Consider the following 26,335-nt stretch of genomic DNA (forward strand, 5'->3'; position numbering starts at 1 on the left):
CGATGACACTGCACGCCCGTAACTTCATCGCCGGCGAATGGGTCGCCTCGTCCGATCTCGCGCCGGACGTGAATCCCTCCAACACCGCCGAGATCGTCGGGCATTTCCCGCGGGCGACCAAGGCCGAGGCCGAAAAAGCCATCGCTGCCGCCAAGGCTGCGTTCCCGGGCTGGAGCCGCTCGACCCTGCAGGAGCGCCATGATGTGCTCAAGCGCATCAGCGACGAGATCCTGGCGCGCAAGGAAGAACTCGGCGCCATCCTTTCGCGCGAGGAAGGCAAGACCCTGCCCGAAGGCATCGGCGAGGTGGCGCGGGCCGGCCAGATCTTCGGATTCTTCGCCGGTGAAGCCCTGCGTTTGGCCGGCGAGATCATCGGTTCGGTTCGCCCCGGCGTCGGCGTCGAGGTCACACGCGAAGGCATCGGCGTTGTCGGCCTGATCACGCCCTGGAATTTCCCTGCCGCCATTCCGGCCTGGAAGATCGCGCCGGCGCTGTGCTACGGCAACACCGTGGTGTTGAAGCCGGCCGATCTCGTGCCGGCCACCGCCCATGCATTGGGTGAGATCATCGCGCGTTCCGGCCTGCCCGCCGGCGTGTTCAATCTGGTGATGGGCCGCGGCTCGGTGGTCGGCGAGGCGCTCTTGTCCTCGCCTGACGTCGATGCCATCTCCTTCACCGGCTCGGTCGGTACCGGTCGCAAGATTGCCGCGACCTGCGTCGCTTCTTCGCCGATGAAGAAGGTGCAGCTCGAAATGGGCGGCAAGAACCCCTTCGTCGTGCTCGACGATGCCGACGTCAAGGTGGCCGTGGAGGCCGCCGTCAACGGTGCATTCTTCTCCACCGGCCAGCGCTGCACCGCCTCTTCGCGCCTGATCGTCACTGACGGTATCCACGATGCCTTCGTTGCCGCGCTCGTCGAGCGTCTCAAGGGCCTCAGCGTCGACGATGCCATGAAGGCGGGCACCCATATTGGCCCGGTGGTCGACCAGAGCCAGCTTGACCAGGATCTCAACTACATCAAGATCGGCAAGGAGGAGGGCGCCAACCTGGCCTTCGGCGGCGATCTGGTGAAGCGCGAGGCGCCCGGCTTCTATCTGACGCCGGCCCTGTTCACCGGCGCCAGCAACGACATGCGTATCGCCCGCGAGGAGATTTTTGGGCCGGTTGCCGCCGTGGTGCGCGTCAAGGATTACGACGAGGCACTCTCCGCCGCCAACGACACCGAATTCGGCCTCTCCGCCGGCATTGCCACCACCAGCCTGAAATACGCCACGCATTTCAAGCGCAATGTCCAGGCCGGCATGGTGATGGTCAACCTGCCGACGGCGGGCGTCGACTATCACGTACCGTTCGGCGGTCGGAAGGGCTCGAGCTACGGCTCGCGCGAGCAGGGCCGCTACGCCGCGGAGTTCTACACCACGGTGAAGACCAGCTACACGCTGGCCTGAGGAGGCTGGTCGCCTGACAGGTTTGCGAGGGAGCGCGCGAGATTGGCGCGCGCTCTTTCCTCCAGCTTTTCGGCGAAGAGATTGCTGAAATAGAGCCTTGGCCGGACCATGAAGCGCTGCAGCACGGCAGTCCGCCCGATGCGCCAGGCCGTTTCAGGCACATGCGCATATTCTCGGCGCACCGCGGCCTCATAGGCATCGAAGCGTTCCGCTTCTGCGCCGAGGATCTGCAGGTCGAGATCGAGGAAATAGGCCAGGTCGGATCGCTCCTCAGCTCCTGTGCCGTCAGTGAATTCATGCTTTTTGGTGGCCAGGATCAGCGCTGCCACCCGTTCCAGTCTTTCCGGTTCGAGCCGCCTATCGAGAACCTGTCGGGCGAGATCGGCGCTGCGCTCCTCATTGTCCGGGGCCGCTGCATCGTACACGGCATCGTGGAACCAGATTGCGAGTTCGATGGCTCCGGCATCATGGAGGAGGGGGCGACAGTCCTGAAAGCCCGCCAGCATGGCCTCGATATGGCCGATATCGTGATAATGTCGGCGCGGATCCCGATAGGCCGTAAGCAATTCGGCGAAAGCCGGCTCGGAAATGGCCGGCGGCCTGGAAAGGTGATCGCCAACGCTCATGGCAGCAACTCCCGGCGTGCCCATTCGGCCAGATCGCCGGAATCATCGCGGGCTCCAGCACCGGATTGAAGTTTGGCGAGCAGGCTCCGGCTGAAGGCCGCCTCTCCGACCTCACCGATCAGTCTGAGAATGACGGCCTGCGCCTCGTCCTGATTGGCCTGTACCTCGGCAGGTGTATGCCCGCTCCACAGATAGCCCTTGTCATTATAGCCGGCGATGCCCCCGAGATGATCGACGAGACGCTGGCGGGCTGTAATGGGCGTTTTCATGCAGCAGCTTTCGGAGTTCGGCGGATTGTCGACGCCGCCAGATCTCCAGGTCTATCAACTGTCATGCTTTTCGACGAGGTCTGCCGTTGGCGCCTGGACTATCCAGGCGCCCGTCGGGGCTTTAGTCGTAGAAGCCCGGTGATTGCTTGAAGGCCGGCCAGGCGTCCGGGTCGTGGCCGGTGACCACCTTGGCCTCGGTCTTGGCAGCGAGGGACCGCAGCTTCTGCACCGAGCGCACCGTGTCCACGGTCGAGGCAAGGAAGCCGGGCAGGGCCTTCTCATTCCAATGGTCGAGCGTGTAGGCGGCATCGACCGCCAGCAGGATGGCGCCGCTGTTGGGCAGGGTGACCAGGAAGGATTGATGGCCCGGGGCATGGCCGGGTGTGAAGATCATCTTGAGCGTACCGTCGCCGAACAAATCATAGCCATCGGTGGCCTCGGCCTCCAGGAACTGCCATTTCAGGCCAGGCCGGTCGAAATCCTTGCGGATATAGCCGCCGGCCGCGAACCAGTCGGGTGCGTAGGCATATTCGTATTCGCGGCGCTGGACGACATGCACGGCATTGGGGAAGCGGCCGATCGCGCCTGTATGGTCGAGATGCAGATGCGACTGCACGACATGGGTGACGTCATCGGGCCGGATGCCCATGGCTTGCAGCTTCTGCACGCAGCCATCGCTTTCCTGCATCACCGGCCAATAGGTCCTGGAAATGCCGCCCCAATAGCCGCGCGGATCGCTGGCACACTCGACGGCATTGCCGCCATCGATCACCACCAGCCCCTTGGGATGCTTGAGCAGATACCAGGGGACCGGAATTTCGTAGTCGGTGTTGGCGCCCTGGTTCATCTTGATGTTGTGCAGCTTGCACTTCAGCGTGCCGCACTGGAACATGTGCAGTTCGATCTCACCCATGGTTTCCTCCTGGTCTTTCTTCCGTCAGCACGCCTACCAGTTGCGCAGGGATTGGCGCATGACGGCCTCGATCCCGGCGGCGTCGATGGGTTTGGGGGCACCGACCAGGAGGCGCTGCTGCTTGAGCGCGCCCTGCACCAAGGCTGGAATGTCTTCCTCGCCATAGCCGAGTTCGGCGATGCCCGATGGCGCGCCGACCGCCTTCATCAGCCTGATCAGGGTGTCCGGCAGCGAGTCCGGGCCTGGATTGGCGATCGGTCCGGCATTGAGCAACTCGGCAGCCTGGATGTGCTTGTCCGGTGCAGCATCATAGGTGAAGCGGAATACCGCCGGGGAGGTGACGATCACCGAGAAGCCATGTGGCACGAAATTGTGGCTCGTCTCGTAGCCGGGGGCGCTGTAGCTGTGCTTGAGGCCGGCGAGGGGATAGGCACAGGCATGGGGGATGTGCACGCCCGCCGTGCCGAAGCCGATGCCTGCCATGGTGGCGCCGAGCATCATGGTGCCGCGCGCTTCCAGGTCGTTGCCGTCGCGTACGGCGCGCTCGAGAAAATGCCCGCCGAATTCGATCGCCTTGAGGGACCAGATGTCGGCCACCGGGTTGCTGCCCTGATAGGGCGGACGGTCATCCGGCGTGGCAGGGCGCGGTCGGGCGTCGAAGGGGCGGGAAATGAAGGATTCCACCGCGTGGCAGACCACGTCGAGGCCGCATGAGGCCGTGACGGCTCCCGGCGTGGTGCGCGCCAGTTCGGGATCGACGATGGCCAGCGTCGGCCGCATATAGCGGTGCGAGATACCGGTCTTCATCTTGAATTCGGGAATATCGAGGACGGCGACCGTGGTCGCCTCCGAGCCCGAGCCGGAGGTGGTCGGGATGGCGATCAGGGGACGCAGGGGTGAAGGTGGCTTGCGGCCCCCTCCGACGGGCGCATTGACATAGTCGATAATGGCGCCGCCATGGCTGTGGATGAGGTTGGCGACCTTGGCGGTGTCGATGGTGGAGCCGCCGCCCAGGGCGACGAAGCCATCGACGTCCTGGGATGAAGCGAAGGCGGCAGCCTCCCCCAGCGACTCGATGGTTGGTTCGACGAGAATGCTTTCGAAGACGCTGATCTCGACGCCGGCGCGCGCGATGATTTCGGTGACACGTTCGGTAATTCCTAGCCGGCGCAACCTTGGGTCGGCGACCAGCAATATCTTGCGAAGCCCAAGGCGCTTGAGCTCCCAGTCGAGTTCCTCGACCGCCCCGTTGCCGAATTTGAGCTGCGTTGCCTCCAGGGTGAAGATGGTCTCGTTCGCGCCCCGATCGGTGGGTGCCATCGTCATGTCCTCCTGCGCCGACGATCATTCGACCAGGCGAGGCAGCCAGGCTGCGCAACCATGCTCGCGATCGGGTCGTGTGTCCTGACTTGCGAAGTTGGCGGAAGGCTTCCACAATGGTAAGAACATGTCAATATCACATGGTGACATGGTCATATGATGAATTCTGTTTCTGTGTGTTTTGAAACGAGCAATCGATCCGCATAACATCCTGAAACCGGGCAGGGCTCTGTCCGAAAGCCGAAGAGGAGGGGTGTTTGGCCCTCAAAGAGCGAGTGCGCCCGGCCCCGGAACCTGCCGGGCAAGATGGTGAGGCGGACAGGCGTCTGGGGCGCCCGCTTCCTCTGGCCGATCGGGTGGTCGCCGCACTGCAGGAGGACATCGAGAAGGGGCGCTTCGAAGCTGGGGCCCGCCTGCCCACCGAACCCGAACTTGCCGCCAGCTTCGGCGTCAGCCGCACGGTCATCCGCGAGGCGGTGTCCCGCCTTAAGGCCGACGGCATCGTGGTCAGCCGGCAGGGAGCTGGGGTCTTCGTCAGCGCCGCCCCGCTGCAGCGTTCCTTCCGGATCCGAGACGCAGAAGTCGGCAGCGGCGTGGCCCTGCGCGAGATCTTCGAACTGCGCCTGTGTCTCGAAGTGGAGGGGGCCGGGCTTGCGGCGATCCGTCGTTCGCAGGACGACCTGGCCGCACTCCGGCATTGGCTGGAGGAGATGGACCGCACCAAGCTCGGCCAGGATCTCGGTGTTGGCGCCGATATCGAGTTTCACCGGGCCGTGGCGGCGGCGAGCGGCAATGGCAAGGTTGCCGATTTCCAGCGCTATCTATCCTTGCTGCTGCACCAGAGCGTGACCGTCGCCCGCAACAATACCCTGCAGAAAGGCCCGGCCCACGTCGACAGCGTCATCGAGGAACATGGCGACATCTACCGCGCGGTCGAGGCGTGTTCGGCTGCCAATGCGCGCAACGCCATGCGCCGCCATCTTCTGCTGGCGGCGACGCGGTTGGGTGTGATTGGGGTGGAAGAGGCAGCGCTTCTGGCTTAGAGCGCCGTTATTCGTCGTAGCCGCCGGCCGGAACCTCCTGGATCGAGCCGGTATAGTCATCGGAAGGCGGCGGCGCACCGCCGGCACCACGTTGCGCGGCGGCCACCCAGCCGGCGGGAGCGCGCGGACGGCAGATGCTCTTGCTGCGCGCGCCATGACGTGCAAGATCGAGATGCAGATGATTGTCGTGCAAGGGGGCGCCGGGCCCGAGCACGGTGGTGAATTTAGGGCAGGCGCCAAAGGCGATGTCACGCCAGAAGCTGCGCTCCTGGGCCGAGCCGCGCCAGCCGGTCAGGATGCGCGTCTCGCGTCCGTCGGCCAGTTTGAAGCCCTTGACGTCGACAGCATTGGCAAAAGCATGTTCGGACATGCGGCCGAAATGGCCGTTGTTGCGCCGGCGGCAGGAATAGCTGCCGAACGTCGTCATCTCCACGATGGGTGAGCCGAAATTCGCCATCGCCGCTGGCTGCACGTCCTGAACCAGCCAGCGGGTCAGGGCCGGGATCATGGAGCAGGACAGCACCAGGCTGCGGTCCATCGAAACCGCGAAGGGGCCGCCATCGGCAATACGGACGGGACCAGGCGACGGGGCTGCCCGGTAGGACATCGGCGCGGAAGCGCCGCTATCGCCGAGTGCGCCGGTCTGGTCGCCGACGGCTGCCGGTGGCAGCAAGCCGTCTGGTGTCCCCGAAGCCGGAGGCGCATATTGTGGCTGAGGCTGAGGTGCGTAATTGGGCTGCGGGGCCACGGTTTCTGGCGCCCGAGGCTGAAGGGTCGCGTAGACCGGGGCGGACTGTCCGCCATTGGTATTGAGGGCTGTGACACGGAAGGGATGGTCGACACCGCATACCCCAGGCCCCTCGATCGCCTGGGCGATGCGAATGCCGGCGCTTTCCCGGACCGCGCCCGAGGCCAGGCACTGCGACTCCGCCAGGGCACGCCAGGGCTCACGCTCTTCGAGATTGAAGAACGACCCGCAACCAGCCAGGCTACCGAGAACCGTACCCAGCACGAGAGAACACACAACGCGACGCAACATGGCCACAGCTTAACGGCCATTTTCAAAAAGAAGCGTTAACCGCGCGGCCGTGATTGATTTCGTCGACGCGAGACGCTTCCATGATGGCCAAGCATGGTAAAACCGTGTATTCGGCTTTGCCTTTCCCAAAGAGCGAAGTGTCATCCATGCCCTCGGACGATGATCAGCCTTTGGCGAATTACATTGCGATCGTTCTTGCCGGCGGCGAGGGGCGACGCATGGGGCGCAACAAGCTGTTGCTCGACATTTCCGCCCGCCCGATGATCCGCCATGTCGTCGAGACCATCCGCGGCGTCATCGCCGATGTCATTGTCGTGACCGGTCACCAGCGGGAACGCATCGAGGAGGTGCTCGTTCGTACGCCGGTTGAATTCGTGGACTCGCCCTCGGCCGATGGTCCGGCGGCGGCGATCCGGCGTGCTTTTGAGCGGGCAGGCCTGTTGGCGGCCAAAAGGGGCTGCGACGGTATCATGTTATGTGTCGGCGACCAGCCGCGCCTGACGGAACGTGAAATTGCCGGGTTGATCGACCAGTACCGCGCCGGCGACCGGCGCAAGGCGCTGGTTCCGGTGCGTGGTGACAGGCGGGGTTACCCTGTGATGGTACCGCCGGATTTCGACGTAGGGGGCATTGATCTTTCGAGTGAAAGTCTGATTGCCGATTATCCCGACCAAATCGCGGCTTTTCCTACACGCAATCCTGTTTATGATTCCAGCTTGGACACGCCGGAAGATTTTCGGAGCTTTTTTGCAATCTCGAAACTTCCATAGCACGTACTTTAATACCTAAGATGTGCCCTATCCTGGTGAATTCGTCCGACTAGTCGCATGTGGGAGATGGCCGAACTGGGACGTAAACGCTAAGTTTTGTGTGTTAAACTTTTAAAACAAAGCCTAATACGAAAATATTAACGTTTCATTTTTTGAAATATTTTGTATCCATCTCGTTGTATATTAGATGATCGCTAAAAATCATGAGAATACGATGATAGTCAATTTTGGCTACCGCTTTATGGCTGTTGAGTTAGTCCACATTCATAGGGCGCATATCTTTGTATACCGCTTATGCAAGTCTTGCCCCTCCGCACGGTTGACGCTAAGGGCAGGTTGATAGAGTTCTCACCACTCGCGAGGCCCGCAATGTCGTTCACGCTCACCCCCGAAAATACCCTCCCGGTCGACGGTGTCGCCGGGACATTGATCGGGCGTGTCTGGCTGCCGGATGTCGAAGGGCCGGCCGTCGTGGTTGCCAAGGAGGATGGTCTGCATGACATCACCTCCAGCTTCCCCACGGTCAGGGATCTCTGCGAGGCCCGAAATCCGGCCCAGGCCGCCAAGGCGGCCCCCTCGACCGAGATCGGCCCCCTCGCCGAAATCCTCGCCAATACGCCGCCGGCCAACCGCGACCTGCGCAAGCCCTGGTTGCTGGCGCCGATCGATCTGCAGGCTATCAAGGCGGCGGGTGTCACCTTCGTGGTTTCGATGCTCGAGCGGGTGATCGAGGAAAAGGCGCGAGGGAACTCGGCTGCGGCGGCATCCCTCAGGGCCGAGATCGTCAAGCTGGTCGGTGACGACCTTGCGCGCCTGCGTCCCGGCTCGGCCGAGGCGGCGCGGTTGAAGGAGGTGCTGATCGCCCAAGGTGCCTGGTCGCAATATCTGGAGGTCGGTATCGGACCGGATGCCGAGATCTTCAGCAAGGCCCAGCCCATGGCAGCCGTCGGCACCGGCGCCGATGCCGGCCTTCATCCGAACTCCACCTGGAACAATCCCGAACCCGAAGTGGTCTTGGTGGTGTCTTCGGCCGGCAAGATCGTCGGAGCAACGCTGGGCAATGACGTCAATCTGCGCGATTTCGAGGGGCGTTCGGCCCTTCTGCTTTCCAAAGCCAAGGACAACAATGCCTCGGCGGCGATCGGTCCGTTCGTGCGCCTGTTCGATTCCACCTTCTCGCTCGATCATGTCAGGCGTGCCGATGTGACGCTCGAGGTGCGCGGGCCCGAGGGCTACCGGCTAACGGGTGTCAGTTCGATCTCCAAGATCAGCCGCGATCCCGGCGACCTCGTTTCCCAGATGATCGGCGTGAACCATCAATATCCCGATGGTGCAGTTCTCTTCCTGGGTACCATGTTCGCGCCTATCGACGACCGCGACGAGAAGGGCAAGGGCTTCACCCACAAGATCGGCGACGTCGTCACCATCGCGGCCCCGGAACTCGGCTCGCTTACCAATCGCATGGTGCGCAGCTCGGATGCACCGCCCTGGACTTTCGGCGCCAGCCACCTCCTGCGTAATCTCGCCAAGCGCGGTTTGCTGTGATCGCCTGTCGGTGAATTAATCACGTAGCGGCTGATCCTGGCTGAAGGTCTGAAAGGGGCGGCTTCGTCCGCCCCTAGCGTCTCCGCTGCTTTTCAGGCCAGCTCTTGCGAGCGCAGCTCTTCAGGCGGGTGGCCGGCGGCTACGAAGCCACGGACGGTCAGTCCGATTTTCCAGTTCTTCTGCTTGCCGGTGATCGAGAAGAGATTGTAGGAGGCCGGCCAGCGGGCACGCTCCGGCGCAGCCGAGGCCGAGGGCGTGCAGACCACCGGGATCGTTCCCTTCGGGCCCTTGAGACGATGCACCAGTCCGGTATGGATATGCCCGTGCAGGACGAGCTCCGCGCCCGTCCGGCGCAGCACGGCGTTCAGCCGGTCGCAATCGATCAGCATCGCGGTCGGCCCGGCATCTTGGCGGCGCACAGGGTGGTGCAGCATGACCACCCGGCAATAGCCCTCATGCTCCAGATGTTCGAGAATGGGACCGAGCTTGGCGATCTGTCGTGGGCCGAGCTTGCCGGTCGCCATGAAAGGCGCTGTCGGAATGGCGCTGGACAGGCCGACGAGAGCCACCTTTCCGCGGATGCGTACATAGGGAAAGCGTTCGTCTTCGTCGAGCGGATGGGCACCGGTGTTGTCGCCACGCATCCAGGGATCGAAGGCCGAGAGCAAGTGGAGGGCGCCGCCCTTGGTGTAGGCGTCATGATTGCCGGGCACCAGCGAGACGAAGTCGGGCGCGCCGACCGTTTCAAGAAAGGCGCGCGCCGCCGGGTACTCGCCGGGCAGAGCGAGATTGACCACGTCGCCGGTCAGGGCGATGTGGTCGGGCGATTGTGCATGCAGGTCTGCGAGAAGCTGCTGCAGCACGTCCATGCGATGGACGTCGCGGCGCCCTCGATTCCAGTTGATCCAGCCCAGAACCCGCTTTCCCGCCAGTTCCTTGGCCCTGGCTCGCGGCAAAGGCCCAATATGGGGGTCTGAAAGATGCGCGAGCTTGAACATCAGGAGACAATCGGGGAGGCAGGTATCACGAAGCGACAACCGATGATGCTATGGCGTTTTGCGATTCGACGGAGCCACCGAGGACCGCAAAAAGGCGTTGAAACAAGAGGCTAGAGCAAAGTGCGTTCAGTCGTGAACGTGCTTTGCTCTAGCGTGGCCATAGGACCTGTCTGTGTCAACGCAAAACGCCTGCGCGTTCTCGTGAACGGCAGGCGTCGTTTCGGCCGGGGATCATCGACCACCGTTGTGGGGCGGGACGATCGTTAAGCTTTGCTGAAGGTCAACAATGCGACAGTGTCGCGGGTAGCCTGGGTCTTGGCATGAATACGAACGGCGCTGGCAAGCAGCCGGAAATAGGTCAACATTGATCTCTACCGGGGCGAAGGCCCCTGGGTCTCCTCTATTAGGGTGACGCTTCTATAACGTAAGATTAGGTATTTTACCATCCGATAAAGGCTGCTTGGCACGCTGGACAGCCATGCATGGGCGGGATGGCAGGGTGCTGGAAGTTTTTTGCCGCTGCTATCTCGAACAAGCCTTAGCCGTTCTCTTTCAATCACTGAGCATCGACGGATGATTTCTTCTTCAATTACATTACGACAGAAGATCGGACGTCTGGTGACTCCGCTTTTCATGATCTTTTTTCGAATGCAGCGCGGTATGACTTTGGGGGTGCGTGCCGCCGTGCTCGACGGAGAGGACAGGGTCTTTCTGGTGCGACATACCTATGTGCCGGGCTGGTATCTGCCGGGCGGTGGCGTCGAGACCGGAGAAACTGCGCTGGAAGCCTTGGCCCGGGAGTTGGAGGAGGAGGGGCATATCCGTCTCAAGGGGCCGCCTGAGCTGCAGGGCCTCTATTGGAACCGGGAGGTCAGCCGTCGCGATCATGTCGCCTTCTTCGTGGTCCGGCACTACGCCCAGGCGCAACCCCGCCTGGCGGATCACGAGATCGCCGAGGCAGGCTTCTTCGCCCTCAATGCCCTGCCGGAAGATACCACCAAGGCGACCCGCCGCCGGCTCGATGAAGTGGCGGGACGGCGCCGGCCGGATGGCCTGTGGTGACACGGTGACCCACTTCGGCCGCATCTGGAGCAGGTCGATTCTCGAAATGGCACGATCGGCGCGCCAAAATATCGCTCGATCGCTAAATCCGGTTGTAAGGCGACCGCTTTTGTTGTACGCGCCGGCCATGATGACGAAGAGCCTTCAGCTGCGACGACGAACCGTGGTTTCGCTCCACTCCCTTTCGCGCGCCTGAACCGTTGAGCCGGCGGGCGCCTCTGCCTGTCGGAACCATCGCAAATGCCTGAAATCGCCATCGACCTCACCCTGGAGACGCCTGACGACGGCGCCGTCATCGACAAGTTGCACGAACGGGCTTTTGGTCCCGGACGCTTCGCCCGCACGGCCTTTCGCTTGCGCGAGGGAGTGCCGCCCCATCCCAAATTGTCCTTCGTGGCACGCATCGGTTCGATGATCGTGGGTTCGATCCGGCTGACGCCCATCCATGTCGGCGAAACCTCGGCCCTGCTGCTCGGACCTTTGACGGTGGAGCCTGCGTTCCGCTCGCTCGGCATCGGTCTCACGCTGATGCAGGCCAGCCTGACCGAAGCCGCGAAGATCGGGCATCGGCTGGTCATTCTGGTGGGCGACGAGCCCTATTACAGCCGTGTCGGCTTCAAGCGTATCGCGCCGGGAAGAGTACTGCTGCCCGGACCGGTCGATCCGATGCGTTTCCTGGTGAAAGAGCTCGTCGAGGGGGCCTTCGAGGGGGTCACGGGCGCTGCCCGCGGCGGCTGATCACGGCCGCCTGATCCCCACGGAGCAGCCGGTTATGCGGTCTTACGCACGGCTTCTTCCAGGATAGCTTGGCGCTGCGCGCCATCCTCGGCAAAGCCGCCGTCGATCCAAGCTCTTTCTGCGCGGGCAAGAATGCGACCGATGCGCGGGCCGGGCTCGATGCCGAGGCGCGCCAGATCCCTGCCGCTGAAGGGCGCATCGGGAACGACCCAGCGATCCGGCAAAATGAGAACCTCGGTAAAATCCTCGTCGGCGTGATGCGCGGCCGCGACCGGCATGGCGTCGCGATAAAGCTCGGGACCCAGGCGATAGAGCCACTCCCGGGCCTTGGGAAGCGTCGGAGCGCGCCTGACGCGCTCCAGCACCATGGCAATCGCCGCGAGGCGCTTGGCTTCGGCGTTGGAAAGGCGCAGCCGTGCCGCCAGACGCTCGGCATCGAGGCGCGTGAACAGGCTGAGGGCGGCCAGCCGCCTGATAGCGTCTGGTTCCACCAGGCCCCTGGCCTCCAGCCCTGCGATGCGCCGGAACGCCTCGACACGTGCCACACCCCCCAGCAGAATGCCGAGAAAGCCGGCATCGTCGATCTCGGCGAGGACCCCCGCCGCCTGGGGGGCTGTGAGTAATTTGAGGAGTTCGGCCCTTATGCGTTCGGCCGAGAGCTGGCGCAGGCCCGCGCGCCCGCGTATCGCCGCCGCAAAACTCGCCCCGTCGAGCGGTCCCGTGCCGAAACGGGCATGGAAGCGAAACAGGCGCAGGATCCTTAGGTAATCCTCGGCGATGCGCTGATCGGCATCGCCGAGAAAGCGCACGCGCCGGTCGGCAATGTCGGTGAGGCCACTGGCATAGTCATGCAACCGGCCATCGGGGGAGAGCGAGAGGGCGTTGATGGTAAAGTCGCGCCGGAAGGCGTCGGCCCGAAAGTCGCGGCCGAAATGCACGATGGCGCGGCGACCATCCGTCTCGATGTCCTCCCGCAGCGTCGTGACTTCGAGGGGTTGGCCGTCGATGACCACGGTCACCGTGCCGTGCTCGATGCCTGTTGGTATGACTTTCCAACCCCGGGCCCTGGCCCGGGCCTGGGTCTCGGTGGGCAGGGCGGTGGTGGCGATGTCCCAGTCGGCGACGGCCTCGCCCAGCAGGGCATTGCGCACGGCTCCTCCCACCACCCGTGCTTCTTCCCCGTCGCGGTTCAGAGCCGCAAGCAGCATCGACAAGGGAGGCTGGTCGAGCCAGGGAAAACGCTCATCCATCCGATCATGCATCCAAAAGCATTTTCTGGAAAAGCTGACAGGCCTTTCGACTAAGAAAATGCGTCAAAACAATAGGTTAGAGCAAGGCTCGATTCGGAGAAATCGCACTTTGCGCTATCGCGTCTCAGGCTCGACCAGCTTGCCATTTTCCATATGCGCAGGGACGTAGGCACTCCCGGCAGGAGCTCCGCCATAATGGGCAAAGAGAGCGAGGCCGGCCGCCATGCACATCACACCAAGCGCGATCAGCCGCAGCAGCGGGATCCCCGTCGGTGCGGGGGCGTCGGGCCGCTCGCCGCGCAGCAGCAGCCAGATCCCGTAAATCAGGAAAGGCAGAATGAACAGTACTGCCTCGAACAGGAAAGGCCGGAACATCAGCGTGCGACTTTCATCGTCTCAGCCATAGAGCCGCTCATAGAGGGTATGGATGATCCCCGCCGTCACACCCCAAATATAGTGGTCCTGCCAGGGAATTGCATAATATTGGCGCATGGCGCCGCGCCATTCGCGGCTCTCGGCAATGTGATTGACCGGATTCATCAGGAAGGCCAGCGGGCATTCGAACACGCTGTCGACCTCGGCGGGATTGAGACGCAGCACCATGCCCGGATCGGCCAGAGCCACCACCGGCGCAATACGATAGCCGGAGCCGGTGAGATAGAGATCGAGATAGCCGATCGGCCTGATCAGGCTGGCAGACAGGCCGACCTCCTCCTCGGCCTCGCGCAAGGCGGCCGCGAGCACGCTGCCGTCGTCGGGATCGATGCGACCGCCCGGAAAGGCGATCTGGCCCGAATGGTTGCGCAGCGCGCTCGAGCGGTGGGTGAGCAGCACCGTCGGCCCGTCGGGCCGGTCGATGAGCGCGATCAGCACGGCGGCCGGCTTGGAGGGCGTCGCGGGCAATTCGGCGAGCAGGCCGGGGGAGAAGCGGTGATCGCCATGATCGGGCACGCTGTCGAGATGGAGCCCGACTGGCGGCTCCGCGGCAAGCCGGTGCCGGGCCCGTTCGAGAAAGGCTTCGAGCTCGGGATGGTGGGTCGACGGGGGAAGGGCGGTCAGCATGTCGGGACCTGACACATCAGGGCTTGGCACATCAGGGCTTGGCACATCATGACTTCACACATCATGCCTCGGCGCCGATTTCATCCGCGGGCGCCATGGCAAAGAAGCTGCCGCCTGAGGTGACGCCGAACATGGCGACACCGTCTATCTCGCGAACTTCGCCGAGATCGGCAAGGTCGTAATACAAAGCACGGTTGACCCGGGCCCAAAGGCCGGCACGCACATGCACATAGGGCTTGAGCCCTTCGGAAGCCCCGATCTCGAACCGCATCGGATGATCCGGGCCGGCTTCGGTCCAGTCGTCGACATTGGTGCGGAAGGCCAGAGTTCGCCCGCTTGCACCCTCTTCCACGCGCATCTCCACGGCGACGAAGGGCACGTCATCAACCACGATGCCGACGCGCTCCACGGGTGTCACCAAGACATAGCGATCCTCGTCGCGGCGCAGGATCGAGGCAAACAGCTTGACGAGCTCGATCCGTCCGATCGGGCTCTTCATGTAGTGCCAGCTGCCATCGGCTGCGATGCGCATGTCGATATCCCCGCAGAAGGGAGGATTCCACAGATGCACGGGACGGGCGCCAGCTTGCTTGCCGGCCTCCTTGATGGCTTTGGTCAATCCGGCCAGATCGGTCTGGGCCATATTCGAAATCACTCGGTGATAAAACGGACGTGAAAACGGCAGAGAAACTCTCGCTCCTGCCTTAGTTGCTCTCTAGTATCCTGCGATACAAGGGAATCGTGCAAGCTTCCCATTCTTAAGCGCCGCCGCCCGGCGCCCTTCCTGCGAGGCATGATGACGGCCGATACTGCCACCAATCTCGACGAAGCCATCATCCGTTCGGCGGAAACCACCGCTGATCTCATCAGGCAGGCCCGCGAAGCGGTGCATGGCGTGATCTTCGGCCAGGAGGCCGTGGTCGATGGCGCCCTGATCACCTTGCTGTCCGGTGGCCACGGTCTGCTCGTCGGCGTGCCCGGCCTTGCCAAGACCAAGCTGGTCGAGACGCTCGGCGTGGTGCTCGGGCTCGATGCCAAGCGCGTGCAATTCACGCCTGACCTGATGCCTTCCGACATCCTCGGCACCGAAGTGCTCGATGCCAACGAGACCGGCAAGCGCAGCTTTCGTTTCGTGCGCGGGCCGGTTTTCGCGCAATTGCTGATGGCGGACGAAATCAACCGCGCCTCACCGCGCACGCAGTCGGCCCTGTTGCAGGCCATGCAGGAATATCACATCACCGTGGCGGGCGAGCGCCATGACCTGCCCAAGCCCTTCCATGTCCTGGCAACCCAGAACCCGCTTGAGCAGGAAGGCACCTATCCCCTGCCGGAAGCCCAGCTCGACCGTTTCCTGATGCAGATCGACGTGCCCTATCCCGATCGCGAGGATGAGAAGCGCATTCTGCTCTTCACCACTGGCGTCGAGGAGAGCCCCGCACGGCCTGCCATGAGTTTCGAGGATCTTCTGAGCGCGCAACGCCTGGTCCGGAGGCTGCCGGTTGGCGAATCGGTGGTGGAAGCGATCCTCACGCTGGTGCGCTCGGCCCGTCCTGGCGAGACCCCCGACCTTGCCGGCAAGATCGCCTGGGGACCGGGGCCGCGCGCCAGCCAGGCCCTGATGCTCGCGGTGCGGGCGCGGGCTCTGGTGCAGGGCCGGTTCTCGCCCTCGATCGACGATGTGGTTGCCCTCGCCGAACCGGTGCTCAAGCACCGCATGGCCCTCAGCTTCGCTGCCCGGGCCGATGGTGAAAGCATTGAGGGCGTGATCGGGCGCCTCGCGCGCAAATTGGGCTGAGCCGGATGGTGGTTTCCACGCGGCTGATCGACGAGCACAAGGCGGTCAGATCCGCTGGCCTGCAGCAGGCTGCGCTCGATCTGGCCGAAGCCATGCCCAGACTTGCCTTGGAGGCACGCCGCGTGGCGGCGACGGCGCTGCACGGCCTGCATGGCCGCCGCCGTGCCGGGCAGGGCGAGAATTTCTGGCAGTTCCGCCACTTTGCTCCGGGAGAGGCCGCCGCCAATGTCGACTGGCGCCGTTCGGCGCGCGGCGACGAACTCTATGTGCGCGAACATGAATGGGACGCGGCCCAGACCCTGTGGCTGTGGGTCGATCGTTCGATCTCGATGAATCTCGCTTCCAGCCTGGCGCAGACCTCCAAGCTCGAACGGGCCTTGGTGCTGTGTCTGGCTTTTGCCGACCTCTTGGTGCAGGGGGGGGAGCGCGTCGGCCTGATCGGCCTGGCCCGGCCGACCTCGCAGCGGGCGATCATCGAAAAATTTGCCCTCGCCTTGATGACGGCGGCTCTGCCCGCTAGGGCGGAGCGCAGCGGCCTGCCCGAGCGTATCGCGCTCGGCCCCCGCAGCGAAGCCATCCTGATCGGCGATTTTCTCGACGAGCCGGAGGTGACGGCCGGCACCATCGCCGCCTTGGCGGCGCGCGGTGCGCGCGGCCATCTCCTGGTCATCGCCGACCCCATCGAGGAGACCTTCCCCTTCGCCGGCCGCACCGAGCTCATCGATCCCGAAACCGGAGCCAAGTTCCAGGCCCCGCGTGCGCAGGATATCCGCCAGGCCTATGAGGATCGGCTTTCGGCCCATCGCGATGCCCTGCGGGCGATCACGCACCGCTATGGCTGGAGCATGACTCTGCACCGCACCGACAAGCCGGCTTCCCAAGCCGTGCTCGCCCTGCATCCGCTGCTGCAGCAGGGAGAGGGTGTGTGATGGTGGCGATCGAGAGGCTTGATCGATGCTAGGTTCGCTGGCTCTCGCATCACCCTGGATGCTGGCGGCGCTGGCCCTGCTGCCGGCGATCTGGCTTCTGCTGCGCCTGGTGCCGCCGCGGCCGCAGCGCATCGACTTTCCACCGTTGCGCCTGCTCTACGGCCTGTTGCCACGCGGACGCGTGGCAGCACGCTCCCCCTGGTGGCTGACGGCTCTGCGTCTGGCGCTCGCCGCCTTGGTAATTGCCATGCTGGCCGTGCCGACGCTTCGGCCTTTCAATCAGGCCGGGCCGACGCGTGCGGCGCCGCTCTTGTTCCTTATCGACAATGGCTGGGGTTCCGCAGCGACCTGGGCAAAGCGCCAGGAAGTGATCCAGGCCACGCTTGCAGCAGCCGATCAGGATCGCCGCCCGGTGGCGATCGCGGCCCTGGCCGAACCGCTCACGGATCTCTCGCTCAGCCCCGCCGCGAGCCTCGGTCCTCGCCTTGCGGCGCTGGCTCCCCAGCCCTGGCAGGCCAGTCGCGGTGCCTATGCGCCCGCCATCGCTTCCTTCCTGCGCGCCGCGCCAGAGACCGAGATCGTCTGGTTCTCCGATGGTCTGGCTGATGACGGCGACGACGTCTTTCTCGCCACTCTGTCGGAAGCCGGCAAGCAGGGGCGCGTGACGGTCTATCGTGACGATGCCCGCAGCTCCCTGGCGCTCGCCGGCGCGTCCAATTCGCCAAGCGGCATCTCGGTGCGCGTCCTGCGCATGAGCAAGCTCGACCGCACCTTGTCCGGCACGGTCAGGGCACTCGACCTCAAGAACCTGCCGGTCGGCCAGGCCGATTTCAACTTCCCGGCGGGCGCGGCCGAGACGACGGCCCAGCTCGACTTGCCTGTGGACATCCGCAACGATGTGGCGCGGCTCGAAATCGTCGGCGATGCCTCGGCCGGCGCGGCGCAACTGCTCGACCGCACCTGGCGCCGCCGCATGGTCGGCATCGTCTCGGGGCAGGACAAGGATGTCAGCCAGCCCCTGCTCTCGGCGAACTACTACCTCACGCGAGCGCTCGAACCCTATGCCGATGTGAGGACCGCCGAGGGAACGTCTCCGGCCGAGGCGATCGGCCGCTTTCTCGACGACAAGCTGCCGGTGTTGATGCTGGCCGATGTCGGCAATCTCGGCGATGCGGAAGCCAAGCTTTCCGCCTGGATCGAGAATGGCGGTGTTCTGGTACGCTTCGCCGGTTCGCGTCTTGCCGCCGCCGAAAATACGCTGCTGCCGGTGAAGTTGCGCCAGGGCGGGCGCACGCTGGGCGGGACGCTCTCCTGGGAGAAGCCGCAAAAGCTCGGCAGTTTCGACGCCAACTCTCCCTTCGCCGGCCTGGCCTTGCCGGATGACGTCAGCGTCAAGCGCCAATTGCTGGCCGAGCCCGATATCGATCTGCCCGGCCGGACCTGGGCCGCCTTGGCCGACGGCACGCCGTTGGTCACTGCCGAGAAACGGGGCAATGGCGTCGTTGTGCTCTTTCACGTGACGGCGGACACTACCTGGTCCAATCTTGTCTTGTCGGGGACCTTCGTGGAGATGCTGCGCAAGGTGGTGGGGCTGGCCAAATCTGCGCCGGTTGCGGGCGCATCCGCAACGCCGGCGGGCGCTGCGGCACCGGTCTATGCGGCGCCGAGCCGGACGCTCGACGGGCTGGGGGCCTTCCAGGTCCCGCCGGCGACCGCCCAGCCCGTGCGGGTGGACCAGCCCGGCATCGGCCGACCCGATCATCCGCCCGGTTTCTATGGGCCGCCCGATGGTCTGGTGGCCGTCAATGCATTGGCAGCCAATGCCGTGTTGAAACCCCTGGACTACAAGGCGCTGAATGCCTCCCTGGCCGATTATACGGTTGCCAAGCCGGTCGCCCTTGGGCCCGTCCTGCTGCTGGTCGCCTTGGCGCTGCTGCTGGCCGATGCATTGATCGTCTTCTTCATGGCGGGCGGCTGGACGCGCCTTGCCCGCGCCGGCGCTGGTTCGGCGGCTTTGGTTGTGTTGGCTCTGACCTTGCTCGCGCCGCCGGACGCCCAGGCGCAGAGCCGTCCCTTCGACGCGGCACTGAAGACGCGCCTTGCCTATATCGTGACCGGCGACAAGGAGACGGATGAAACCAGCCTCGCCGGCCTCAAGGGCCTGACCGCCTATATCGCCGAGCGCACGGCGTTGGAGCCGGGGCCGCCCGATGGTATCGATCCAGCCAAGGACGAACTTGCCTTCTATCCTCTGATCTACTGGCCGATCGTGCCGGGCAAGGAACCTCCGCCGCCGGCGGTGATGGCGCGTATCGACGCGTTCATGAAATCGGGCGGCACCGTCATTTTCGATACGCGCGACGCGGTACAACAGGATGCCGGCGGGGCAGCGACGCCGGCCGGCGAAACGCTCAAGCGCCTGCTCTCGGGGCTCGACATTCCCGAACTCGAGCCCATCCCGGCCAAGCACGTGCTGACCAAGACCTTCTACCTGCTCGATAAATTCGTCGGGCGCTATGACAATGGCGAGACCTGGGTGCAGGCCACCGCGCCGACGTCGGAGGACAGCGACAAGCCGGTGCTGGGGGGAGACGGCGTATCGCCCCTGATCATCACCTCCAACGATCTGGCTGGGGCCTGGGCCGTGGATGCCCAGATGAACCCGCTCTTTCCTGTTTCCACCGGGCTGGAGCGCCAGCGTGAGCTGGCCTATCGCGCCGGCGTGAACATGGTGATGTATGCGCTGACCGGCAATTACAAGGCGGATCAGGTGCATGTGCAGGATCTGCTGGAGAGGCTCGGACGCTGATGAGCGATTTCTCCCTCCAATTCCTGCCTCTGCTGCCCTGGCCTGTCGTCATCGGACTGGCCGTGCTGGCTGCTGCCGTCGCGGGGCTGTGCCTGCTGGCGCGGTTGCGCGGGGCCTGGCTGCGCACGCTGGTGCTGGGCCTGTTCGTCCTTGCTCTGACCGGGCCCATTCTGACGCGCGAGCAGCGCGCCGTGCTGCCCAATGTGGTGGCGCTGGTGGTCGACCGCTCCGCGTCCCAGTCGCTGGACGAAAGGACGCGGCAGACGGACGAGGCGCGCGACGCGCTGAGCCGGCAGATCAAGGCGTTGGGCAATACCGAGCTGCGCGTGGTCGAAGCGGGCGGCGGCGTCAACTCCGGCGCTGACGGCACCCAGCTTTTCGCTCCCTTGGCCACCGCCTTGTCCGACGTGCCGCCCGACCGGGTCGGCGGCGCCATCCTGCTGACGGACGGCGTGGTCCACGACGTGCCGGCACGGGCGGCAGCCCTCGGCTTCAAGGCGCCGCTCCATGCCTTGATCACGGGCCGCGAGGATGAACGCGACCGCCAGATCACCCTGGTCGAGGCGCCACGTTTCGGCCTGGTGAAGCAGGCCACCACCATCCGCTTCCGGGTCATCGATCGCGGCCCGAACATGCCGTCGACGGCGGCAGTGATCCTGCGCCGTGATGGCGAGGAGATCGCGCGCACCACCGTACCGGCCGGCGAATTGTCCTCGCTGCAGGTGCCGATCGAGCATGCTGGCGTGAACGTGGTCGAGCTCGAGGCCGAAACCGTGCCGGGCGAGCTCTCGCCCGTGAACAACCGGGCCGTGCTGCAGATCGAGGGCATCCGCGAGAAGATGCGCGTCCTGCTGGTGTCGGGGGAACCCAATGCAGGCGAGCGCACCTGGCGCAACCTGCTTAAGGCCGACGCTAATGTCGAACTCGTGCACTTCACCATTCTCCGGCCACCGCAAAAGGGTGATGGCACCCCGATCAACGAGCTCTCCCTGATCCAGTTCCCGACCCATCGTCTGTTCGACGAGGAGATCAGCCGCTTCGACCTGATCATCTTCGACCGTTATGCTCAGGAGGGCCTGCTGCCGGCCGCCTATTTCGACAACATGACGGAATTCGTGCGCAATGGCGGCGCCATTCTGCTCGCGTCGGGCGCCGATTACGCCTCAGAGAACAGTCTGTGGGGCACCGGCCTGGCAGAGATCCTGCCGGCCGCGCCTTCAGGCAATGTGCTCTATCAGCCTTATCGGCCCGAGATCAGCCCGCTCGGCAAACGCCATCCGGTGACGCGGGACCTGCCGGGCGGCAGTGCCAATCCGCCGGCCTGGGGCCAATGGTTCACCACGGTGGAGACCAAGCTGCGCGAGGGCAGCGCTGTGATGACCGGCGCACAGGGCGATCCGCTACTCGTGCTGGCTCATCAGGGCAAGGGGAGGGTGGCCTTGCTGCTGTCGGACCATGCCTGGCTGTGGGCGCGCGGCTATGAGGGCGGCGGTCCCCATGTCGATCTGCTGCGGCGCCTGTCGCACTGGCTCTTGAAGGAGCCGGATCTCGACGAGGAAGCGTTGCGTGCACGGGCTGTTGGCCGCGATATCACCATCGAACGCCAGACCATGGCGGAGACGGCGGCGCCTGTCGAACTGACTGGCCCGAACGGCGAAAAGGTCCGGCTCGCCCTCAAAGCGGAGAAGCCCGGCCTGTGGAGCGCGGTCTATTCCACCGACGTGATGGGGCTGTGGCGAGCCCAGGACGGCGCCTTGCAGGCGATCACCAATGTCGGCCCCGCCAATCCACGCGAATTCCAGGATCTGCTCTCCACGCCTGACAGGCTGAAGGGCCTGGTTGGCGAGACCGGCGGCAGCGTGGAACGTCTCGCCACCGCGTCCGGCCTGTCGATCCCGGCGGTCCGCGCAGTCGGTGCCGGCTCCGCCTACGGTGGCAGTGGCTGGATCGGCCTCAAGCGCAGCGAAGCATCGGTGGTGCAGGGTATCGACACCATCCCACTCTTCGCAGGGCTGCTGGGCCTCGCCTTGCTGCTCGGCGGCGTCACGCTGCTCTGGGCCCGGGAAGGCCGGTGATTCCAAAGCGCTGATGCTGCTCGATGGGCAGGATTTAGCGCCTGCCGCACGCGACGTTGCGATTCGACTCTTGAGCCGTGAGGCCCTAAATTGCAGATGCAGGTTTCCGATCGGGCCTGCCTCAACGGAATGGGCCGAGGATACGAGAATGCGTAGCGACGAGATCCGGCCAGGGACGCTGGCCAAGCGCCATGCAGACCGACGGTCGCAGATGTCGCTGGGGTTCCGGCGCGAAAGTTTTACTTTGCCGCGCGAGGAAGCACGCGCCAAGGCGCGTGATCTGTTCACTCGCTACCCCAAGGCAGCCTATATGACCGAGATCGAATACTGGGAAGAACTGCCAGACGGGCAGATCTTCGTCACCATGCGCCATTTGCCGACCGCCGATTGAGAAGGGCGGCTTTCGCGGCAGGGGCCAATTGATTTTCGTCGACGTCGCTGGCAGAGTGACATCATGTTCAGGTTCTATCGATCGAACTCGCTGCTGATCTCGTCCGACCCCCCGGGGCCGGGTTGCAGTCGCATGCGCTGAACTCTCTCCGCCATCGCGTTTCAACCAGGGCCCCGCCATCCGGCAGGGCCTTTTCGTTTGCGCCTGCCGCTGCGCGCCGCCAGCATCAGGAGGCAACATTGCTGGATATCGCTTTCATTCGTAACAACGCCGCCGCCGTCGCGGCGGCGGCCCACGCCAAGGGCATGACCGTGGATCTGGATCAGATTCTGGCCCTCGACGCTGCGCTGCGTCGCGACAAGACACGGCTTGAAACCCTGCGGGCGGAACGAAATCGGATCGCGGCCGAGTTCCTCACGGCTGCCGAGCCCTTGCGTGCCGCCAGTGCCGAACATTCCCGGGCGATCGCCGGCGAGCTTTCCGCCCTCCAGGGCCGTGTGACGGAGATGGAGCAGGCTCTGCGCGAGCTCTTGCTGACGGTTCCCAACCTGCCGTGGCAGGGGGCGCCGATAGGGCCGGATGAAAAGAGCAGTCAGGTGGTGCGTGTCGTTGGCGATCGGCCCGATTTTGCCTTCACGCCGCTCGATCATGTTGCCATTGCCGACAGGCGTGGCTGGATCGATCCGCCTCGGATCGCCAAGGTTGCGGGGGCTCGAAGCTATGTGCTGAAGGGGCGCCTTGCCCTGCTGGAGCAGGCTCTGCTGTTCGACACCTCCCGCCGGCTCGCCCAAGAGGGGTTCCAACCCATCTCCGTCCCGGCTTTGGTTCGTGGGGACGCCTTCGTCAATACCGGCCATTTCCCCTTCGCCAGGGAGGATACGTTCGAACTCCCGCGCGACGGAGCCTATCTCGCCGGCACGGCCGAGATCGCCCTGACCGGCCTGCATGGCGGCGAGATCATCGAGGAGCGCGATTTACCCCTGCTCTATGCGGGTTTTTCTCCCTGCTTCCGCCGCGAAGCCGGCAGCGGAGGACGCGACGTGCGCGGCCTGCTCAGGGTCCACCAGTTCTACAAGGTGGAGCAATATGTGATCTGCCGCGACGATCCCGAGGAGTCCGCCTATTGGCACGCCCGGCTGCTCGCCAATGCCGAGAACATCCTGCGGGATCTGGGTCTGCCCTATCGGGTCGTCGAATGCTCCACTGGAGACATGGGCCCCGGCAAGGTGCGAATGAACGACATCGAAACCTGGGTGCCGAGCCTCACATGCTACCGGGAAACCCATAGCTGCTCCAGCCTGCATGAATGGCAGGCGCGGCGTGCCAATATCCGCTGGTGCGACCGGAAGGGACGGGTTCGCTTCTGCCACACGCTGAACAACACCGCGATTGCGACACCGCGCATCCTGGTGCCCTTGATCGAGAACCACCAGACGCCACAGGGGCAGGTTCGCGTCCCCCCATTCCTGCGAAATTACCTAGGCGGGGAGGAATTTCTGTGATGGAGGGACAGCGTGATCGACACGGACCGGATTACAGCCGGTCCAGCAGGCCAGGCAGTTCCGCCAGGAAGGCATCGCGCGCCTGGAGGCCGGCTCGGATATCGCCTTTGCCGGCCAGTTGCACCTGGCGCACGAAGGCTACGTTGCGTCCGTTCCTGTTGGCCCAGCCGACGAACCAGCCATAGGCATGATCGAGGTCGAGCTTGCCGTCGGAGCGCCGGGGCGCGCCGGAACCGGTCTTGCCATGAACTTCCCAGCCATTGGGCAGTGGCGCCAGTTCCAGGATGCGGGTGGTCATGTCATAGGCTCGGTTCGAGACCGGCAGTTGGTGGCGCACCATCCGCTCCAGGAACCGGAGCTGCTGGAGCGGCGTGATCTTCAGGGACGAGCTCAACCAGGCATGGGTGAGGCCGTTCTGCTTGCCCGGATCGCCCGCGACGTCCTGGTTGCCATAATCGAATTCGGCGACGTAGCGCTTGAATCGCAGCTTGCCGAGGCTGCGCGTGACCTGTTGCGAGTACCAGACCACCGAATTCTTCATCCAGCTCGTGGGGTCGGTGCTGGTACGCCATTCCGGCACCCAATCGGCATAGCCTTCGCGAAAGGGCAGGGCCGGCACATGCTCGTTCTTCAACAGGCCCGAATCATAGCCCATCAGGCTGATGGCAATCTTGAAGGTCGAGGCTGGCGTAATCGGCTGGTCGCAACTGCCTTCCTGAGTGAGCAGCTTGCCGGTTGCCACATCGGCCAGCAGCGTGCAGGCGCTCGCGACCGCAGCTCCCGAGGGCTGAGCCAGGGCGTTGCCCGTTCCGGTCGAGATCGTCAAAAAGACGGCGGCGGCAAAAGCCTCCAGAGCGGTCGTCGGGCGGGGCATGCAGCAGGGTCTCCGGGATCGACGCGCATCTGTCAGAGACATTGTGGCCCGATCTTGTCGATGGCAGCAACAGGCTGCGCTGCACGAGAGCAAAGTGCGGTTTCTCCGAACCCACTTTGCTCTAACTCACCATTTCGACGCGACTTTGCGATTTGAGGCGATTCCGTCAAATCGCAAAACGCTTTGGTTTAGAAGCAGGCTGCGGACCTTTCCGGGAAATTCCGCTTAGCGGGTCAAGGCCATTTCACCGTGGGTGGCATCGAGGACAGGATCGAGGAAACATTGCCGCCGGTCTTGAGGCCGAACAGCGTACCGCGGTCATAGAGCAGGTTGAATTCGACGTAACGCCCGCGGCGCACCAGTTGCTCGTCGCGTTCCGCCTCTGTCCAGGGCTTGTCGAAATTGCGCGTGACGATCTCCGGATAGATGGCGGCGAAGGCGGTGCCCACCGCCTGGGTGAAGGCGAAATCGGCCTGCCAGTCGCCGCTGGCCAGCCCATCATAGAAAATGCCGCCGATGCCGCGCGACTCATTGCGATGCTTGAGGAAGAAATAGTCGTCGCACCATTTCTTGTATCGGGCATAGTCCGCCACGGGATGGGCCTCGCAAGTCCGGCGCAGGGCGGCGTGAAAATCCTGGGTGTCCGGGTCTTCCTGCGTGCGGCGCCTGTCGAGCATCGGCGTCAGGTCCGCGCCGCCTCCAAACCAGGCCTTGGTAGTCACCACGAAGCGGGTGTTCATGTGCACCGTCGGCACATGAGGATTCCAGGGATGGGCGATCAGGGAGATGCCGGAGGCCCAAAACCGCGGATCTTCGGCGGCACCGGGGATCTCGGTGCGGAATTCGGGCGAGAATTCGCCATGGACGGTCGAGCAATGCACGCCCACCTTCTCGAACACCCTGCCATGCATCATCGCCATCACGCCGCCGCCGCCGGGGCGGCCCGTGTGGTCGGTGCGTTGCCAGGGCGTGCGTTTGAAGTGTCCCGCTGTGGTGCCGGCCGGCGCTCGGGCCTGCGGCAAGGCTTCCTCGATGGCCTCGAAGGCGGTGCAGATCTGATCGCGCAGCGATTCGAACCAGACACGGGCCTCGGCTTGATGGGCGGCGATCTCGGCGTAAAGTGGGGCTGAAGCGGGCTTTGTCATGCTGCCTCTATAGTCCGTTTCTACCAGCAGGCAATTGCGCAGGATCAATGACGGCCGGAAGAAGGCCGGTGTTCGATCAAGCAGAATCTGCCGGGGAAGGGAAGCCATCGGTCTGGCGCAGGGCCTCGCCGAGCACCATGGCGGCGGCGACAGCCACGTTCAGCGAACGAAACCCCGGACGCATCGGCACGATCACCCGCGCGTCGGCTGCAGCATGAACCATATCGGGCACGCCCGCCGATTCCCTGCCGACCATCAGGATGTCGTCCGGTTGAAAGACATGGTTGGTATGAGGCACCGCGCCCCTGGTCGTCAGCAACACCAGCCTTTGTTTGTTCGCGGCTCGCCATGCCTCGAAGGCCGGAAAGGAAATGTGGCGGTCGATGGCGAGGCGGTCGAGATAGTCCATGCCGGCCCGGCGGAAGGCCCGGTCCGAGACGGGAAAGGCCGCCGGCTCGATGATGGCCGCCTTTACCCCGAGGCAGGCGCATAGGCGCAGCATGGTGCCGGCGTTCTGGGGGATGTCGGGCTGGAAGAGGGCGAGAGTGAGCGGCATTCGGGTTTTCGTGGCGGAAAGCGAAGAGTGTCTTCATAGGACACCTGCCCGGCATCGGGCATGGAGAATCTGCATGATTGGCGTTGATGTCATGCGACATAGCGCCATTTGCGGGCTGCACGATCTAGACAACTTCGCAACAGAGTGGCATGAGCCCCTTGATAAGGTTTGCCCCA

General features: G+C 64.2%; 25 protein-coding genes. 12 read left to right on the forward strand and 13 right to left on the reverse strand.

The features are described 5' to 3' along the window. The first annotated feature begins 2 nt into the window (after positions 1 to 2). Positions 3 to 1,448 carry an aldehyde dehydrogenase family protein gene (locus ACZYTC_RS02720; RefSeq protein ID WP_488988843.1) on the forward strand — a complete coding sequence of 482 codons (1,446 nt, stop codon included), beginning with the start codon at positions 3 to 5 and terminating at the stop codon, positions 1,446 to 1,448. Here the strand turns inward: ACZYTC_RS02720 and ACZYTC_RS02725 are convergent. The 4 genes from ACZYTC_RS02725 to ACZYTC_RS02740 all read right to left on the reverse strand — a co-directional run bounded on the left by ACZYTC_RS02725 (position 1,433) and on the right by ACZYTC_RS02740 (position 4,582). After that, positions 1,433 to 2,074, reverse strand: a complete 642-nt coding sequence (locus ACZYTC_RS02725) for an HD domain-containing protein (protein WP_441770447.1) — start codon at positions 2,072 to 2,074, stop codon at positions 1,433 to 1,435. The genes ACZYTC_RS02720 and ACZYTC_RS02725 overlap by 16 nt on opposite strands. Next, the gene (locus tag ACZYTC_RS02730) at positions 2,071 to 2,343 is read right to left on the reverse strand and encodes a hypothetical protein (RefSeq protein ID WP_434957541.1); all 273 of its coding nucleotides are present in this window, start codon (positions 2,341 to 2,343) and stop codon (positions 2,071 to 2,073) included. Before ACZYTC_RS02730 ends, ACZYTC_RS02725 begins: the two co-directional genes overlap by 4 nt. Positions 2,344 to 2,464: 121 nt before the next feature. Next, positions 2,465 to 3,256: an AttM family quorum-quenching N-acyl homoserine lactonase gene (gene attM, locus ACZYTC_RS02735; protein ID WP_434957540.1), complete on the reverse strand. Its 792-nt coding sequence runs from the start codon at positions 3,254 to 3,256 to the stop codon at positions 2,465 to 2,467. 33 nt (positions 3,257 to 3,289) lie between these two features. Continuing rightward, the gene (locus ACZYTC_RS02740) at positions 3,290 to 4,582 is read right to left on the reverse strand and encodes a hydroxyacid-oxoacid transhydrogenase (RefSeq protein ID WP_488988844.1); all 1,293 of its coding nucleotides are present in this window, start codon (positions 4,580 to 4,582) and stop codon (positions 3,290 to 3,292) included. Positions 4,583 to 4,833: 251 nt separating this feature from the next. On the opposite strand from ACZYTC_RS02740, the gene ACZYTC_RS02745 reads away from it, so the two are divergent. Continuing rightward, positions 4,834 to 5,619 (forward strand): FadR/GntR family transcriptional regulator, encoded by a 786-nt coding sequence (locus ACZYTC_RS02745; RefSeq protein ID WP_434957538.1) that lies wholly within the window; start codon positions 4,834 to 4,836, stop codon positions 5,617 to 5,619. A 7-nt stretch (positions 5,620 to 5,626) separates the two neighbouring features. Here the strand turns inward: ACZYTC_RS02745 and ACZYTC_RS02750 are convergent, their stop codons facing one another. Next, positions 5,627 to 6,658 carry an extensin-like domain-containing protein gene (locus ACZYTC_RS02750; protein WP_488988845.1) on the reverse strand — a complete coding sequence of 344 codons (1,032 nt, stop codon included), beginning with the start codon at positions 6,656 to 6,658 and terminating at the stop codon, positions 5,627 to 5,629. 80 nt (positions 6,659 to 6,738) lie between these two features. Here ACZYTC_RS02750 and ACZYTC_RS02755 point away from each other — a divergent pair, with 80 nt between their 5' ends. Then, positions 6,739 to 7,428 (forward strand): nucleotidyltransferase family protein, encoded by a 690-nt coding sequence (locus tag ACZYTC_RS02755; protein ID WP_488988846.1) that lies wholly within the window; start codon positions 6,739 to 6,741, stop codon positions 7,426 to 7,428. A gap of 369 nt (positions 7,429 to 7,797) precedes the next feature. Further along, positions 7,798 to 8,973 (forward strand): fumarylacetoacetate hydrolase family protein, encoded by a 1,176-nt coding sequence (locus tag ACZYTC_RS02760; protein ID WP_441770450.1) that lies wholly within the window; start codon positions 7,798 to 7,800, stop codon positions 8,971 to 8,973. 92 nt (positions 8,974 to 9,065) lie between these two features. Here the strand turns inward: ACZYTC_RS02760 and ACZYTC_RS02765 are convergent, their stop codons facing one another. Beyond that, positions 9,066 to 9,971 (reverse strand): metallophosphoesterase family protein, encoded by a 906-nt coding sequence (locus ACZYTC_RS02765; RefSeq protein WP_434957534.1) that lies wholly within the window; start codon positions 9,969 to 9,971, stop codon positions 9,066 to 9,068. 660 nt (positions 9,972 to 10,631) lie between these two features. Between ACZYTC_RS02765 and ACZYTC_RS02770 the strand changes: the two genes are divergently transcribed. Continuing rightward, on the forward strand, positions 10,632 to 11,033 hold the full coding sequence (locus ACZYTC_RS02770) for an NUDIX domain-containing protein (RefSeq protein ID WP_441770451.1): 402 nt from the start codon (positions 10,632 to 10,634) through the stop codon (positions 11,031 to 11,033). Between the two features lie 240 nt (positions 11,034 to 11,273). After that, positions 11,274 to 11,771 carry a GNAT family N-acetyltransferase gene (locus tag ACZYTC_RS02775; protein ID WP_434957532.1) on the forward strand — a complete coding sequence of 166 codons (498 nt, stop codon included), beginning with the start codon at positions 11,274 to 11,276 and terminating at the stop codon, positions 11,769 to 11,771. Positions 11,772 to 11,803: 32 nt separating this feature from the next. Here ACZYTC_RS02775 and ACZYTC_RS02780 read toward each other — a convergent pair whose 3' ends face one another. The 4 genes from ACZYTC_RS02780 to ACZYTC_RS02795 all read right to left on the reverse strand — a co-directional run bounded on the left by ACZYTC_RS02780 (position 11,804) and on the right by ACZYTC_RS02795 (position 14,726). After that, entirely contained in the window at positions 11,804 to 13,021 is a 1,218-nt protein-coding gene (locus ACZYTC_RS02780) for a CCA tRNA nucleotidyltransferase (protein WP_488988847.1), read from the reverse strand. Between the two features lie 114 nt (positions 13,022 to 13,135). After that, positions 13,136 to 13,396: a DUF6111 family protein gene (locus ACZYTC_RS02785; protein ID WP_434957530.1), complete on the reverse strand. Its 261-nt coding sequence runs from the start codon at positions 13,394 to 13,396 to the stop codon at positions 13,136 to 13,138. 21 nt (positions 13,397 to 13,417) lie between these two features. After that, on the reverse strand, positions 13,418 to 14,083 hold the full coding sequence (locus ACZYTC_RS02790) for a CoA pyrophosphatase (RefSeq protein ID WP_434957529.1): 666 nt from the start codon (positions 14,081 to 14,083) through the stop codon (positions 13,418 to 13,420). 61 nt (positions 14,084 to 14,144) lie between these two features. After that, the gene (locus tag ACZYTC_RS02795; protein WP_441770454.1) at positions 14,145 to 14,726 is read right to left on the reverse strand and encodes a DUF1285 domain-containing protein; all 582 of its coding nucleotides are present in this window, start codon (positions 14,724 to 14,726) and stop codon (positions 14,145 to 14,147) included. A gap of 153 nt (positions 14,727 to 14,879) precedes the next feature. On the opposite strand from ACZYTC_RS02795, the gene ACZYTC_RS02800 reads away from it, so the two are divergent. The 6 genes from ACZYTC_RS02800 to serS all read left to right on the forward strand — a co-directional run bounded on the left by ACZYTC_RS02800 (position 14,880) and on the right by serS (position 23,584). Beyond that, positions 14,880 to 15,878, forward strand: coding sequence for an AAA family ATPase (locus tag ACZYTC_RS02800; protein ID WP_434957527.1), 999 nt, complete (start codon positions 14,880 to 14,882; stop codon positions 15,876 to 15,878). A gap of 8 nt (positions 15,879 to 15,886) precedes the next feature. Further along, complete coding sequence (locus ACZYTC_RS02805) at positions 15,887 to 16,807, forward strand: DUF58 domain-containing protein (protein WP_441770532.1); 921 nt, start codon at positions 15,887 to 15,889, stop codon at positions 16,805 to 16,807. 25 nt (positions 16,808 to 16,832) lie between these two features. Further along, positions 16,833 to 19,616 (forward strand): DUF4159 domain-containing protein, encoded by a 2,784-nt coding sequence (locus tag ACZYTC_RS02810; protein ID WP_434957526.1) that lies wholly within the window; start codon positions 16,833 to 16,835, stop codon positions 19,614 to 19,616. Further along, the gene (locus tag ACZYTC_RS02815) at positions 19,616 to 21,691 is read left to right on the forward strand and encodes a hypothetical protein (protein ID WP_488988848.1); all 2,076 of its coding nucleotides are present in this window, start codon (positions 19,616 to 19,618) and stop codon (positions 21,689 to 21,691) included. The genes ACZYTC_RS02810 and ACZYTC_RS02815 overlap by 1 nt, the downstream gene beginning before the upstream one ends. 148 nt (positions 21,692 to 21,839) lie before the next feature. Continuing rightward, positions 21,840 to 22,082, forward strand: coding sequence for a hypothetical protein (locus ACZYTC_RS02820; RefSeq protein WP_434957524.1), 243 nt, complete (start codon positions 21,840 to 21,842; stop codon positions 22,080 to 22,082). Positions 22,083 to 22,321: 239 nt separating this feature from the next. Next, on the forward strand, positions 22,322 to 23,584 hold the full coding sequence (serS, locus tag ACZYTC_RS02825) for a serine--tRNA ligase (protein WP_488988849.1): 1,263 nt from the start codon (positions 22,322 to 22,324) through the stop codon (positions 23,582 to 23,584). Between the two features lie 31 nt (positions 23,585 to 23,615). Here the strand turns inward: serS and blaOXA are convergent, their stop codons facing one another. From blaOXA to ACZYTC_RS02840, 3 genes are all read right to left on the reverse strand, one after another. Beyond that, positions 23,616 to 24,458 (reverse strand): class D beta-lactamase, encoded by an 843-nt coding sequence (gene blaOXA / locus ACZYTC_RS02830; protein WP_434957522.1) that lies wholly within the window; start codon positions 24,456 to 24,458, stop codon positions 23,616 to 23,618. A gap of 233 nt (positions 24,459 to 24,691) precedes the next feature. Further along, positions 24,692 to 25,603, reverse strand: coding sequence for an oxygen-dependent coproporphyrinogen oxidase (gene hemF / locus ACZYTC_RS02835; protein ID WP_488988850.1), 912 nt, complete (start codon positions 25,601 to 25,603; stop codon positions 24,692 to 24,694). A 76-nt stretch (positions 25,604 to 25,679) separates the two neighbouring features. Then, the gene (locus ACZYTC_RS02840) at positions 25,680 to 26,159 is read right to left on the reverse strand and encodes a tRNA (cytidine(34)-2'-O)-methyltransferase (protein WP_488988851.1); all 480 of its coding nucleotides are present in this window, start codon (positions 26,157 to 26,159) and stop codon (positions 25,680 to 25,682) included. Between the last annotated feature and the right edge of the window lie 176 nt (positions 26,160 to 26,335).

Source organism: Labrys sp. F242 (genome assembly GCF_057813875.1).